The sequence below is a fragment of the Neobacillus drentensis genome (assembly GCF_036962125.1).
Lineage (GTDB): Bacteria > Bacillota > Bacilli > Bacillales > Cytobacillaceae > Neobacillus > Neobacillus drentensis_B.
Window position 1 is genome coordinate 262068 of the sequence record NZ_JBALOA010000005.1, and the last position, 15513, is coordinate 277580.

Annotated in this window: 11 protein-coding genes; 10 read left to right on the forward strand and 1 reads right to left on the reverse strand. The window is 38.1% G+C overall.

Annotated elements, in window-relative coordinates:
• The first annotated feature begins 71 nt into the window (after positions 1 to 71).
• Complete coding sequence (locus V7121_RS05800) at positions 72 to 2912, forward strand: alpha-L-rhamnosidase (RefSeq protein ID WP_335495342.1); 2841 nt, start codon at positions 72 to 74, stop codon at positions 2910 to 2912.
• A gap of 17 nt (positions 2913 to 2929) precedes the next feature.
• On the opposite strand, the gene V7121_RS05805 is transcribed toward V7121_RS05800, so the two are convergent.
• Entirely contained in the window at positions 2930 to 3949 is a 1020-nt protein-coding gene (locus V7121_RS05805; protein WP_335495340.1) for an AraC family transcriptional regulator, read from the reverse strand.
• A gap of 206 nt (positions 3950 to 4155) precedes the next feature.
• On the opposite strand from V7121_RS05805, the gene V7121_RS05810 reads away from it, so the two are divergent.
• The 9 genes from V7121_RS05810 (at position 4156) to rhaS (ending at position 15496) form a co-directional block, all read left to right on the forward strand.
• Positions 4156 to 5658, forward strand: coding sequence for an L-fucose/L-arabinose isomerase family protein (locus V7121_RS05810; protein ID WP_335495339.1), 1503 nt, complete (start codon positions 4156 to 4158; stop codon positions 5656 to 5658).
• Positions 5659 to 5678: 20 nt separating this feature from the next.
• Positions 5679 to 6005, forward strand: a complete 327-nt coding sequence (locus V7121_RS05815) for an L-rhamnose mutarotase (RefSeq protein ID WP_335495337.1) — start codon at positions 5679 to 5681, stop codon at positions 6003 to 6005.
• Positions 6006 to 6150: 145 nt separating this feature from the next.
• Entirely contained in the window at positions 6151 to 7188 is a 1038-nt protein-coding gene (locus V7121_RS05820; protein WP_335495336.1) for an autoinducer 2 ABC transporter substrate-binding protein, read from the forward strand.
• Positions 7148 to 9004, forward strand: a complete 1857-nt coding sequence (locus V7121_RS05825; RefSeq protein ID WP_335545993.1) for a cache domain-containing sensor histidine kinase — start codon at positions 7148 to 7150, stop codon at positions 9002 to 9004. Before V7121_RS05820 ends, V7121_RS05825 begins: the two co-directional genes overlap by 41 nt.
• Positions 8997 to 10616: a response regulator transcription factor gene (locus tag V7121_RS05830; RefSeq protein ID WP_335495333.1), complete on the forward strand. Its 1620-nt coding sequence runs from the start codon at positions 8997 to 8999 to the stop codon at positions 10614 to 10616. Before V7121_RS05825 ends, V7121_RS05830 begins: the two co-directional genes overlap by 8 nt.
• Before the next feature lie 198 nt (positions 10617 to 10814).
• Entirely contained in the window at positions 10815 to 12305 is a 1491-nt protein-coding gene (locus tag V7121_RS05835) for a sugar ABC transporter ATP-binding protein (protein ID WP_335495332.1), read from the forward strand.
• A 54-nt stretch (positions 12306 to 12359) separates the two neighbouring features.
• Positions 12360 to 13367, forward strand: coding sequence for an ABC transporter permease (locus V7121_RS05840; RefSeq protein WP_335495331.1), 1008 nt, complete (start codon positions 12360 to 12362; stop codon positions 13365 to 13367).
• A gap of 1 nt (position 13368) precedes the next feature.
• Positions 13369 to 14379: an ABC transporter permease gene (locus tag V7121_RS05845; protein WP_335495329.1), complete on the forward strand. Its 1011-nt coding sequence runs from the start codon at positions 13369 to 13371 to the stop codon at positions 14377 to 14379.
• Between the two features lie 70 nt (positions 14380 to 14449).
• Positions 14450 to 15496, forward strand: a complete 1047-nt coding sequence (gene rhaS / locus V7121_RS05850) for a rhamnose ABC transporter substrate-binding protein (RefSeq protein WP_335495327.1) — start codon at positions 14450 to 14452, stop codon at positions 15494 to 15496.
• Positions 15497 to 15513 lie beyond the last annotated feature (17 nt).

Here is a 15513-nt window from a genome sequence, read left to right on the forward strand (position 1 = left end):
TTTTGAACTATATTTAACACCTCTAATTGTTAACAACATGAGAAACAGACAGAACTTAAGGAGGAAATAACGTGTTAAAGGTCATTAAATCAAAACTAGAAAATCAAGAAAGTCTACTTGGAACGGACATTCTACGACCACGGTTCAGCTGGAAACTAGAAAGTGAAAACAAGGGCATTTCACAGGCTACCTATCAAATTAATGTTTTTGAAAAACAATCCTCAGGTTATAAAAGGATAATTTGGGATTCAAATAAAGTGAATTCCCGTGTTTCAGTCAACATTCCATATGAAGGACCACCTTTACAAAGTAAAGCCACCTATTCCTGGCAAGTCCGTATTTGGTGTTCTAATGGAGAGGAATCGGCATGGAGCAGTGAAGGACAATGGGAAATGGGACTTCTCCACGTGGAAGATTGGGCAGCAAAATGGATTGAGCCCCAGCAGGAAGATGTAACAGAAGAACCGGAACTGACATTAGAGGACATGTTTATTAATAAGAAGAAAGGGGATCAGCCATCGCCGAAACAGAGACTGCATCCGCCAAAATTGGTTCGTAAATCCTTCCACATTGACCAAAAGGAAATAGAAAAGGCGCGTCTTTACATTACTGCTCATGGGCTTTATCATGCAAAAATCAATGGTCAGAAAATCACGGATGCGGAATTTACCCCAGACTACACATCCTATAACAATTACCTGCAATATCAAACCTATGATATCTTGCCCTTTTTACTCTCAGGAGAAAATGTATTAGGAGTAATTCTTGCCGATGGATGGTACGCAGGCAGAATCAGCGTCCCTGGAGGAAGTGCTCAATTTGGCAATAGACTAGGATTGCTGGCGCAATTAGAAATCACTTATACTGACCAAACGAAACAAATCATTGCAACAGACGATTCATTTCTATCATCTACCAGCCATTATGTTTACAGCGACCTTTTCATTGGTGAAAAACAGGATATAAATCTAGAAAAGTCGGGTTGGGCACAGCCGGGATATAATGGTTTAACCCATGAATGGGCACCCGTTGCAGTCGTTGGCCATAAGCTAGATAATCTGCGAGCACAATATGGGGAACTGGTAAAACCAGTTGAAGAACTGTCCCCAATTTCTATTTGGAAGGATCAAAATCAAAATTATATTATCGACTTTGGGCAAGTCATCGCCGGACGTATCCGACTTCATGTAAATGGTCCAAGCGGACAGGAACTTAAATTTGAACATTGTGAAGTCTTAAATGAGAATGGAGAGTTTTTCAACAATATAGTAGGTAGGAATAAAGAACAAATCGATTATTATGTAACGGGCGGTAAGAATGGAGAGGTCTTTGAACCAACATTCACTTACCATGGATTCCGCTATGTTCGACTATCAGGCTATCATTCTCAGCTTCATCCAGAAGATATTTCAGCGATTGTTTTGTATTCGGATATGAAGGTAACAGGTCAATTCACAACTTCTGATCCAGAAATTAATCAACTCTGGAATAATATCCAATGGAGTCAAAAAGGCAATATGTTATCGATTCCGACTGACTGCCCGCAACGAGAAAAAGCAGGATGGACCGGTGATATCCAGGTGTTCGCTCCAACTGCTGCTATTAATATGGATGTTCAAGCCTTTTTAACAAGATGGCTTTGGAATTTGCAGCTGGAGCAAACAGAAGAAGGAGAAATTCTAAATTACTGCCCTGCACCCAAGGATATTTGGAATGATAAGAAATTCACTGGAACGATCTCCTCAGCGGGTTGGGGCGACGCTATTATTATTGTTCCGTGGGTGCTTTATCAGAGGTACGGAGATGTAAGAATCCTGGAACAATGCTTCCCTGAAATGGAAAAATGGCTTGATTTTGTACAAAAAAGTGCAGCACAAAATAAAGATAAGGCTGAAAATGATTATGAGAGATATCTATGGGATACTAAGTTCCATTTTGGGGACTGGATGATTCCGAGCTTTATGCTTGGTGAAGAGCCGCAAGGACCAATTGCTTCTGCTGTTGCCACGAAGGATCCAATTGCCACTGCGTACTATGCATATTCTGCGGAATTACTAGCAAAAATTGCTAAAGTAATCGGAAAACAAGATAAGGCTGTATATTATCATACCCTTCATAATAAGGTGAAAGAAGCCTTTAGAATTGTTTATGTTAAGGATTCTGGGATGATGACTGCTGATTATCAGGGAGTATATACCATCGCACTTGCATTTAATCTTTTGACAGATGCACAACAGAAAAAAGCAATAGAAAGATTAGTAGGCTTAATAGTAAATAATGATTATAAACTCGATACTGGGTTTTTATCAGTGCCTTTTATTATGGATGTCTTATGTGATAATGGATATGAGGATATTGCTTATAAACTGCTCTACCAAACGGCCTGTCCTTCTTGGCTATATGAAGTAAAGAACGGGGCAACAACCATTTGGGAATCCTGGGAAGCGATTAAACCAGATGGTACAGTCGGTGCTTTTTCTTTTAACCATAATGCATTCGGTTGTATCGGGGATTGGCTTGTCCGCCATATTGGCGGGTTAACCCCAATTGAGCCAGGGTACAGTAAATTTAAGGTTGAACCTCACTTTGGTGACCGATTAAATTTTGCTGAAACTAAATATGAGTCTTTTTATGGTGAGATTAAGGTGAAATGGGAGAAACAAGACGAGAAGAATATGATACTTCAAGTTAAAGTTCCAGCAAATACAACAGCTGTTATTACCTTACCGAATGTCAATCCGGACTGTATTAAAGAACTACATGATTTTGTTTACGGAAAGGGATATTCAGATATTCAATACAATCATGAAGAAAAAAGATTTGAATTCATCGCAGGTTCAGGAGAGCTTGAAATCAAATGGAAATTACATGAACCCAGTCAAATTGAAAAATCAGAGCAGTTAAAAAGATAAACAAACGAAAGCCCTCTCTATAACCGAGTAGGGCTTTTGCTCGTTTTCTTCCGGTATTCAGCAGGAGTAGCACCATGAATCTTTTTAAATGATTTATAGAAAAATGTAATATTAGTATACCCGACTCTATTTGCGATTTGATCGATGGTTAAGTCCGTGTTATCAAGCAGGGTACAGGTATTTTTAATTTTAAGTTGGTGAGATAACTCAATAAATGTCTTGCCTAAATTTGTTTTAAGCAACCTTGTTAAATGATTGGGATGAAAATGAAATTTTTCCGCTGTTGTCTCTAATGTCATCGTCTGATAATTCTGTTCCATATAACTTAAAATATCCGAGATAATGGCTTTTTTAAAGGTTGGTTCTTCTTTGTTTTTAGAGAAGCTATTATAAATCCTTAAAAGCTCTGTAAAAATCAATAACATATAAGAATTGATGGCCTCATTCGAGCAAAGCTGCGGGTGAAAGTATTCCTCTAATGCCTGGAAAATTATTTCACTCAGTCGATTGTTTTGACCCTTCGGAAATAGGATATAGCGGCTGTCTTTTTTTTGTTGGTAAATGGCCTGAACGAAAAAGTCTGTTAGTAAATCATTCCCTGATAGTCTTTGAATGAGTGCCGAATCAAAATAACTGGTTCGAATCATGATATTAATAATAATATCATTTTCAGAGGCGCTTTCAATTCCATGAATAACATTTGTATCAAGTAAACAGAGGTCTCCTTCCTTTAATATTACCTCCTTACCATTAATGTACTGTGTACAAGTACCTGAATATACATAATTCATTTCAATAAATGAATGTCTATGTTCGGTGAATTTTATAAAACGAGGATGTTTTAAAAAGACAACATTTTGATCAGGTTTAAAAAAATAATCTACCGGAACAATTGAAGGTTTATCAAGGATATTAGAAAGAGTAAGTTCCGAGTCTTCTAAATGGGAATAATGTCTAGGTTGTTCAGCAGTGCCGGAATACCTTTTTTCAAAGTCACTCAATTCCCTTAACTGTTTATCCAGAATAGAATTTACCACGTTAAATCACCCTCCTATGTTGTATATATCCCGAATATAGACCCCTAATGCCGAAGTTTATCACCTTTTAAACAAGTAATAATATTAGTAATCTAGAGGTAAAGGCTTTCAGTGCCAAGTAATTAACTTTATATATATTTATTCTGTTATTAAAATTGTAAACGAATACAATCTATTAATAAAGTATTATTCGGGGAGGTTAATGAATGCAATCACTTTCACCAGTCAAATCGATAAAAAAAGGTAGAGTAGGTTTATACACCATTGGACTTCAAGCTTATTGGAATCAGTTCCCTGGGTTAAAAGAAAGATTAATGGAATATGGCAGTTTTATTGAGAAAAAGATGTCAAAGTACGGTGAAGTGTATAATTTCGGTTTAGTTGATTCAGAGTCTAAAGCGAGAAGAGCAGGGGAATGGTTTAATGAAAGGAATGTTGATTTAGTTTTTTGCCATTCAGGCACCTACTCGACGAGTTCTGCGATTCTACCGGTCCATCAAATTTGTAAAGCACCGGCAGTGATATTGAACCTTCAGCCAACTGAACGAATCAATTATGAGAAAACAACTACAGGTGAATGGCTCGCCCATTGCGGGGCCTGTCCGACACCAGAAATTTCCAATATCTTCAATCGCAGTGGAATTAAATTTAGAGTGGTCAATGGACTCCTAGGCTTAGATTATACTCCTGCTATTTCACTAACTAATGAAAAAACAAATGACAGAAAAGAAGCGATTGCCGCTTGGAACCAAATCAATGAATGGATTCGTGCCGCATCCGTTCCCCGTACCTTGAGACATAGCCGATTTGGGTTCCTTGGTAACACCTACAGCGGCATGCTTGATATGTATAGCGACTTTACGATGATTCAGGCGCAAACCGGCGTTCATGTTGAGGTCTTGGAGATGTGTGATCTAGATCGGCTGTTGAAAGATGTTACAGAATTCGAAGTAAAAAGTAAGCTAGAGGAAGTATATCAATTCTTTGAAATAAGCGGGGACTCCCCGTCTGATCCAATTGCTAAAAAACCGACTCCTGAGCAAATGGAGTGGTCATGTAAAGTGGCAGTTGCTCAAGAAAAATTGGTGAGGGAGTATGACCTTGATGCTCTTTCCTACTATTATCACGGTTCTCCAAACAGTGAATACGAGAAGCTTCAGTCAGGCTTTATTGTAGGTCATTCATTATTAACAGCAAAAGGAATTCCATGTGCGGGTGAAGGGGATTTGAAAACAGCTGTAGCTATGAAAATCTCTGATATCCTCGGCACGGGGGGCAGCTTCTCAGAAATAGTTGTCGTCGATTATATTGATGAAACGATTCTCCTCGGCCATGATGGACCATTTCACTTAGCTATCTCCGATGGAAAGCCAATTCTAAGAGGAATGGGTCTTTACCATGGCAAGCAAGGGACAGGTGTATCCGTTGAAGCGAAGGTTAAGACAGGTCCTATAACTACCTTGAATGTTACCCAAACAGGCGATGGCAGGCTTAAGTTGATCGTCAGCGAAGGAATTTCAACAAACGGACCCATCATGCGAATTGGCAACACGCAAACACCTGTTAAGTTTAAGGAGCATCCTGATGTTTACATGGAAAGATGGTTCAATGAAGCGCCGACACACCATTGTGCCCTGTCCATCGGTAACAATGAGGGATTGTTTACTAAAGTTGGAGAATTATTAAACTGTAAGACTATTTCTTTATAATGATGAAGGGGATGAATTAGATGGATAACAGTAGTAAATATGCATGGACATGGGAAATAAAAGAAGAACATTTAGAAGAATATATCAATCTTCATTTAAATCCTTGGAATGAGATACTTGAAGAGCATAGCAAGGCTGGTATAAAGAATTACTCCATCTTCCAAAATGGAAACCAGTTTTTCTATTGTTTTGAATGCGATAATGTCGATGCAGCTTTTAACTATATAGCCAAAAGTGATGCCTGTAACCGCTGGAATGCAATTACTTCAAAAATGGTAAAGGGCTCCTTTAGTTTTAAAGAACCGGATCCTATCAAACCCCTACGGGAAGTGTTTTATCTAAAATAGATCTATGAAGTAGACGTCAGTTACAGGCGTCTTTTTTTATCGATTTTTGTATTAAAAAGGGTTGGGTCTTGTGTTATGCTGAATGATAGTAAATATATTTGAATTTTAGGAATAAACTCATATTTTTAAGGAGGGGGGAACTTCTTTGACTAGATCCGTTTTTATGTTATGTTCCTTACTTGTGCTTATTTTTGCAAGCGGTTGCAGTAAAAAAGCCGAATATGAAATTATCTATTCGAAGGGTGAAGAGGTGAAAAGTCCACAAGCTCAAAGTGAAAAGCGTCAAGTTACCATTGCTCTTGTTCCTAAGTTGATTAATATCCCTTATTTCAATGCAGTCGAGGAGGGAGCAAAGGAAGCCGGGGAAGAACTTGGGGTAACCGTCATCTATAAAGGTCCTACTATAGCGGATTCGGCTCAACAAATAAAGATAATTAATGAATTAATTAATCAAAAGGTAGATGTCATTGCTGTGTCTGCTAATGATCCAGACAAATTGGTTCCAGTATTAAAAAAGGCACAAAGCCATCATATCAAAGTAATTACATGGGATGCAGACACACATTCAAGTTCCAGGGAGTTTTTCATTAACATGGTAAATCCAGAAACACTTGGCCGGCATTTGATGGATACTCTTGCATGGAATGTAAATGAAGAAGGCGACTTTGCTATTATTACAGGATCGAATTCGGCAGCTAATTTAAATACCTGGTTAAGTTGGATTAAAATACAACAAAGAGAAAACTACCCCAAGATGAATCTAGTAAAAGTGGTCGCATCAGATGATGATCCCCAGAAGGCTTATATCCTAGCAAAAGAACTACTTACAACCTACCCAAATCTAAAGGGCATTATTGGTAACTCTTCGGTCGGCCCGCCTGCAGCAGCCCAAGCGATCCATGAATTAGGAAAGGCTGGAAAGGTAGTTGTTGTAGGGCTATCTCCACCTAATCCAATGAATCAATACTTAAAAGAGGACTCTGCACAGGTTGTAACACTATGGAGTCCCAAAAAATTGGGATATTTAACGGTATCATTGGCGGCTAATCTGCTAGACGGAACGAAGCCCTATGATCGCCAGCAAATTCCTCAAGTGGGCAAAATTAGTGTATTTAATGACATGGTGATCATGGGGGAACCGATTGATTTTACAAAGGAAAATGTGGATCAATATGATTTTTAAGTGGAAGAAATTTAAAAACTACCGTTTAATGACCAAACTTATTATTACTTACACTTTATTTACTGTAATACCCATGTCATTACTTGGTTACATTGCATACAATCAATATACCAAATCAATTGAGGAGCAAGTAGGAGAGTATATTCCAAAGGTATTGGACCAAGCCAACGAGAGAATAAATGATCAAGTGGGAGAATTAAGACAGCTGCCCGATCTCCTCTACAATTCCACCCAGGTTATTGAGGTGCTTAGAAAAGATTCCTACCAAAACAAATCCTCATTATTACATGATAAATTTCTTATTAATAGTTATCTAATGAATACCTATATTAACGGAGGAAATTCCGACATCCTTGGAGTATTTATTTTATCAAAAAACAGGTTGTTTGAGAGTTCGAAAATTCCTTATACTGGCTTTGAACAAAAAGCGATTCCTTTTGGACAGGAAATGGATTTACAAGGTAAACAGGAAATCATCTTTCCTAGTCAAACCACTCTAAGATTTAAAAATAACCCACCATATATCTTGTTAATGAAACAGATAACCGATACTGAGAATCGGATGAATTTAGGTACAATATTTATCGCTGTTGAATTAACCTTTATAAAAAATATCGTAGAAAATTTAGAAACCGTTAACAAAGCTGATATCTGGTTAATGGATGAGAGCGGAAAAATAATATACCATACGGACCCAGCTAAAATTGGAAGAGTAAATGCAGATTTGATAAAGTACCCAAACATAAATGGCAGCTTTAAAACTAACACATTAAAAGAAAATAAGCTTATTAGTATTAGTAGGTCAGGACCCAACCAATGGATACTTGCAGATAGTGTATTATTGAAAAATTTGACCGGAAAAACAGATATGGTTCGATATGGAACCATTATTGTTTTTATCGTTGTTGTGTTATTAAGTATAGTATTCTCTTTATTTCTAGCCTGGAACGTATCTAGACCGATCCATCGTTTATCAAGATTAATGAAAAAGGTGGAAAAAGGGAACTTTGATGTCGATCTTCCTATCGAGAGCACGGATGAAGTGGGCGTCTTGGCAAAAAGCTTTAATTCAATGGTTTTAGAAATCAAGGATTTAATTAAGCAAAATTATCACATTAAATTACAGCAAAAAGAAGCAGAATTATACGCCCTGCAATCCCAGATTAATCCTCATTTTATGTACAACACCCTTGAAACGATTGGAATGGCGGTAGAAGAAGATGAAGAAGAGGTTGTTGTTGAAATGGTATCACTTCTTGGTCGAATGTTAAGGTATTCAATTAGTAATAAAGAAAAAATAGTTACCATTTCTCAAGAAGTTCAACATATGAAAGACTATTTAACGATTCAAAAAATTAGATTTGAAGATCGAATAGATTTTTTCGTTCAAGAAGGAATTGATACAGAAAAGTATTACACACCAAAGTTTATCCTTCAGCCGATCGTAGAGAATGCTCTAAAACATGGGTTAGACAATCTTGAGTCGGTAAAAATTGAGGTATTGATCTCGAAAAATAGCTCTTCTTTAAAAAGTAAAGAGGAAGCAATTTTTACAATAAGTGATAATGGTCCTGGGATTCCTGAATCAATTTTATTAGAACTTAATAGATATTTAGAGTCGGACCCGATGGGAAAAAGGGATTCTAAATTCGGATTAATCAACGTCCACGGAAGATTAATCATGATGTTCGGAGCACAATATGGGTTGACGATAACAAGTGAGATAAATAAGGGGACAGTTGTAACGATATCGATTCCTTTATTAACGAAGGAAAATATGAGAGAAAATATGGACGGAGGTGGGGAGATTGAATAAGAGAAAAATAAGAATAATTGTAGTGGATGATGAAAATCGCATTAGACGTGGAATTGAAAGATTAATAATGTCTTGCGGTGAGGAATATGAAATTGTTGGGAGTTTTAAAAATGGACTGGAGTTAATCAAGTCCATTCAAATGGAGAAGATAGACTTTGATTTACTCTTTACTGATATTAAAATGCCAGGAATGGATGGCCTGGAATTGATAAAGGAATTGAAGAATTGGGCTTCCTTTGAAGCTGTGGTTATTAGTGGATTTAGTGATTTTAAATATTTACAAACAGCCCTTCGGGAAGGCGCCATTGATTATATGGTTAAACCGCTATTACGAGAAGAATTCAGAAAGCAGCTTGGGAAAATAAAGGGGAAAATTATTAGAAAATGGACAGAGGAAGAGAAAATAGAGGAGATGGACTCAGAGCTTAATTTTGTGAAGCAGGTGCAAAGATTAAGTGAATTAATAAGAGGACAGGATATTGACCTCTCTGAAATGGAATGGACGAGGGGATTTCCAATTGGCTCTTACTTTTTGTTATGTATCTCAAAGGACCATATCTCAAATGTGAAACAAACTGCAATTTCAGAAAATTGGACTACATTCGTTGAAACCGAAATCAACTCAATATTAACCAATTTTTATAAAGAGACTGCCACTCGGTTTTGGTACTGGAAAGGTGAAGAGTTTTCTTGTTGGGTGTTAATTCAGAATGACCGTTGCGAGGAATTGCAGGAAAGCTTGCTTGCTGAGCAGTTGCGGGCCAAAATAAAATATGATTATCAGCAATCCGCAACCATTGCCATTAGCAATGAATTTCATGATGTGGCACTCCTTCCAAACATGAGAGATGATCTTCTCTCCTTACTACAATTCCGACTCATTTATGGAGGGAATCAGGTCTATACCTATACGATAATGGAAAAGAAACTATTGGAAAGGGAAAAAGTAAAGGAATCAAAAGAATTAGATCGAACCATTACTAAAATATTGAATTCACTTGAACGTTTTCAAAAGGAGGAGACTTTTGAGCTTTTATATCAGTTTCTTAAAGAATTAGGAAGGCTGAACTCCCCCCAAGAGATTGATAGGAACATTCAATCGTTGTCCATTCAGACGGTAAATTTCTTATTGAGGAATGCAAGGGCAAAAGACGAGGTTTTCTTGATTCAGGAAGGACTTCAACTGACAAAGAAATCAGCCAATTTTCTTGAATTAAAGAAGAAGATAACTGGTTGGATTCAAAAAGTATTTAATGTATTGGATAGATTGAATCAACGTGAATTAGTGGATCCGGTTGAGACAGCAAAGAAGTGGATTTTGAATAATTTAGGTGAGAATATAACGATTGACAAAATTGCAAGGAAAATACATATGAATCCCACCTATTTTTGTGAGTACTTCAAAAGTCAAACAGGGGATACTATCCTTGATTATGTAACCAAGGTTCGATTAGAAAAAGCAAAAGTATTATTAATAGACACCGATCTAAAAATCTATGATATATCACAGTTTGTAGGTTACTCTGATACCAAGTACTTTAGTAAACTATTTAAAAAGTATTTCGGTGATGTACCTTCAAAATTTAAGGAAAAAGCAAAAAATAACGCCTAACCCCCATTTTGGGGGTTTTTTAAATTTTCAGTATACTACCGAGGATTGACCCCCAAACCCGAAAGTTCTCTCCTTTTCGCAGCTATGGGGAATGAGTAATCTGAATGTAAGCGGATTCAGTTAATGATTTTAAATATCTATGTAATAGATAAATAGTATTAGGACGAAGGAATAGAAGCAATTGATAGGGGTGGGAAAATGTCTGAATTTGTGCTCGAACTAAGAGGAATTACGAAAACCTTCCCAGGTGTTAAGGCTCTCGACGATGTTCATTTTCAACTTAAACCAGGAGAAATCCATGCGTTGATGGGGGAAAACGGAGCGGGAAAGTCAACATTTATAAAGGTGATCACGGGTGTTCATCAACCGGATGAAGGGGAAATGTATCTTAACGGTCAAAAGGTTGAGTTTCGAAATCCTAAGGAAGCGAAAAATCAGGGGATTGCTGCGATTTATCAGCATGTAACCTGTTATCCAGATTTGAATGTAACTGAAAATATATTTATGGGACATGAAAAAGTTCAAAAAGGAACACGAAGAATCCTCTGGAAAGAGATGCATGCGGAGGCAAACAAACTATTAAGGGAACTAGGAGCCAATTTTGATGCAAAAGCCTTGATGGGGACCCTAAGTGTGGCCGAACAGCAAATTGTCGAAATTGCCAAAGCTCTTTCAACAAACGCAAAAATTATTATCATGGACGAACCGACTGCGGCGTTAACTCGGAACGAAAGTGAAGAACTTTACCGGATTACAGAAAAGCTAAGAGATAGTGGAACTTCTGTCATTTTTATCTCGCATCGCTTTGAAGATATGTACCGGCTCGCCAGCAAAGTGACAGTTTTCCGCGATTCAAAATACATTGGTTCTTGGGGTGTCCATGACATCTCCAATGAAGAGCTGATTGTAGCTATGGTTGGACGGGAAATCAAGCAGTTATTCCCTAAAACCGAAGCCGTCATTGGGGAAGAAGTACTAAGTGTAGAGAATCTGGGGAGAACAGGTTTTTTTGCAGGGGTCTCTTTTAACCTTCGAAAAGGAGAAATTTTAGGCCTCACGGGTTTAGTCGGTGCTGGTAGAAGTGAGGTATGTCAAGCTTTATTTGGAATAGAACCAGCAGATAAAGGAAAGATCCGAATAAAAGGACTAGAAAAAAAGATTACCAATCCACAACAGGCGATGAAACAAGGAATTGGTTACTTGCCAGAAGACCGACAGCAACAGGGGCTGATTCTATCTTGGGGAATCGATAAGAATATTACACTGCCTTCATTAGATCATTTATCAAGTAAAGGCTGGTTAAACAAGAAAAAAGAAGAAGCGATTGCTAGCAGCTTATCTAAAAAAGTAAGTGTAAAAACGCCAAGTATTTATAATCTTGTCAGTTCGTTATCGGGCGGAAATCAACAAAAGGTAGCAGTAGCAAAACTACTAACCTCTGATTTGGATATTATCATCCTTGATGAACCGACCAAAGGGGTTGATGTTGGAGCAAAATCAGCGATCTATGAAATTATCTCAGACCTTGCTTGCCAAGGCTATGGTGTGATTATGGTTTCCTCTGAAATGCCGGAAGTTCTTAGTATGTGTGATCGAATTCTCGTGATGCGTGAGGGAAGAATCACTGCAGAAATCGATGGGAAGTACGCAACACAAGAAGCCATTTTAGAAGCAGCAATGACCAATTAAGAGGCCAAAGTAGAGCCGCTTGAAGCTGCAGGTTTATAAAGGGGGGTGATGAGAATGTCAGAAAAGCCAACAGCAAAGGTGTCGCTTAGTGCCAGTATTGCTCGTTTTCGGGAAGTTGGATTACTAGGATTTATTATTCTCATGTCTATTGTAGTTCAATTAAGAAATCCAAGTTTTTTAACACTTGAAAACCTTAACGATATGATTACCAACACAGCAATCTTAAGTATTCTTGCTATTGGTATGATGCTTGTGATTATCACTGGGGGAATCGACCTTTCGATTGGGGCCACGCTAGCATTGTCAGGAATGATTACGGCACTAACCGTAGGTGCATATCCAAACCTAAACCCCATTATGGCCATTCTGTTAGGAATTCTTGTAGGTATCGTAAGCGGTGGAATACTTGGAGTGATTATTTCCAAAGGGGGCGTTTTACCCATTATTGCAACCTTGGGGATGATGTATATTTTCAGAGGTTTAACCTTTATGGTAAGCGGTGGAAAATGGGTGAGTGCCCATCAAATGCCAGTAAGTTTCAAAGGAATTGCAACAGGATCTTTCCTAGGGATTAACAATTTAATTTTAATCGCTGTAATTACGTACCTGATATTCTTTTATTTTATTAATCATACCAGAACAGGAAGACAAATTTACGCAGTCGGAAGTAATCCTGATTCAGCAAAGATTAGCGGAATTAATCATGATCGCATCATTTGGCTAGTATACACATTGATGGGTGGCCTATCAGGTCTTGCTGGTGTTTTATGGGTCTCGAAATTCGCTTCCGCACAGGGCGATACCGCATCAGGCTATGAATTAACCGTTATTGCTGCATGTGTACTTGGAGGGGTGAATATTGCGGGAGGCTCTGGAAAAATCTCTGGACTGATTTTAGGATCCGTACTGATTGGAATTTTGAACAATGCTCTTCCACTTATTAATGTGTCACCATTCTGGCAAATGGGGATTCAAGGCTCCATAATCCTAATTGCAGTAATACTGAATGCTCTTGTAAAAAGAGGAGTAGATTTAAATGCCCTCATGAGGAGGAAAATCTAACATGGAAAATCTCAGCAAAAAGAATTTCTCATTAAAAACATTTTTCCTTCAGTGGGAATGGCTGCTCGTCTTGCTGTTCATTTTAGTAAACATTATTAATACAAACTTGTCACCCTACTATCTTAATTTTAATAGTTTAAGAGACGCAACGATGACGTTCCTTGATAAGGCCTTCATGGTATTTCCGATGGTACTGATTATTATCCTTCGCGATATTGATATTTCTGTTGCATCGATTGTGGCACTTGCTTCTGTTATAATGGCGCATCTATATTCACTTGGAGTTCCAATGGAAATGACGATAGTGATTTGCCTAGCGGTTGGTGCAATCTGCGGTTTAATTAACGGATTGCTAATTGTGAAATTCAAGGAATTATCGGCGGTTATTGTTACCCTGTCTACCATGATCATCTACCGTGGGATTGCATATATCATCCTTGAGGATCAATCGGCAGGGTCATTTCCAGAATGGTTTGGTTTCCTTGGATGGGGGTATGTTTTCGGAATTCCATTTATTCTGATTGCTTTTGTTGTGATGGCGATAATTTTTGGCCTTCTTTTGCACAAAACTACCTTTGGACGCAGGGTATACGCCATCGGTAACAATCCGACTGCTGCCCGTTTTTCAGGAGTTCAGGTTGATAAAATTAAAGTTATTGTGTTTACACTAGCAGGCATTATGGCTGCGATCACCGCACTGTTTTTAACTTCAAGAATGGGAAGCACGAGACCAAATGTAGCCACAGGTTATGAACTTGATGTGATTGCGATGGTAGTTTTAGGCGGAATCAGTACGGCTGGAGGTAAAGGAAGAATGGTTGGTGCGGTGATCGCAGTATTCTTAATTGGTTTCCTTCGTAATGGTCTTGGCTTAATAAACATGCCAGCGCAGGTACTGATGATTATTATTGGTCTTCTCCTAATTATTGCTGTTATGGTTCCAAACCTTAAGCCCAAAGTCAAGCTAAAAACCAAAGCAGTTAAGAGTCAATCAAAACAAATTGCTGGATAATCTTTCTTTGTTACAAATCAGTCTTTGACTGTTTATGTAAAAAAAATAAACGAAAAAGGGGTTCGAATCTATGAAAAAACTGAGTATGATATTTCTCTCGATTTTTATGGTATTTTCAGTATTAGCCGCCTGTAGTCAATCTGCTCCAAGTAGCAGCGGGGGAAAAGAACAAGGGGCTAAAGATGGTAAGAAGAGATTTGCAATCGTCTTTAAAAACACGGGGAATCCATATGGGGAAAAGCAGATGGAAGGGTTTAAAAATGCGATTGAAGAGCTTGGCCATGAAGCAATCTTAAAAGCTCCAGACCAGCCAACGGCAGAGGCACAAATTCAAATGATTGAGGAACTTATCTCACAAAAAGTAGACAGTATCGCCATTGTTGGGAATGATCCTGATGCGCTCCAGCCAGCATTGAAAAAGGCAATGGATCAAGGCATTAAGGTTCTATCATTAGATTCCGCTGTTAATGCAAAGAGCCGGATGGTGCACGTAAACCAGGCTGACCCTGAAAGAATCGGCCGCGTCCAAATCCAGGCTATTTCTGAAATGATCGGCGGTAAAGGACAAATTGCTGTATTAAGTGCAACTTCACAGGCTACAAATCAAAATACATGGATTGAATGGATGAAAAAAGAATTAGAAGACCCTAAATACAAAGACATTGAACTTGTAAAAGTTGCCTATGGTGATGATTTAAGAGACAAGAGTGTTTCTGAAACAGAAGCACTATTAAAATCTTATCCAAACCTAAAAGGAATCATTGCTCCTACAACGGTTGGTATTGCTGCGGCAGGAAAAGTGTTAACGGATAAAGGATTAAAAGGTAAGGTAAAATTGACGGGTCTTGGCTTACCAAGTGAAATGGCGGAGTATATTGAAAGCGGTGTCTGTGATTGGATGTACCTATGGAATCCAATTGATGTTGGATATCTTGCAGGCTACGCGGCAGATGCACTTGTGAGCGGTAAAATCACAGGTAAAGTCGGAGATAAGTTCACAGCAGGTGACCTAGGTGATAAAGAAGTTGTTCAAGATGGAGACGGAACACAAATCATGCTAGGCGATCCATTCAAATTCGATTCAGGTAACATTGCTGAGTGGAAGGAAGTTTATTAATAACTAGATTTTGAGCA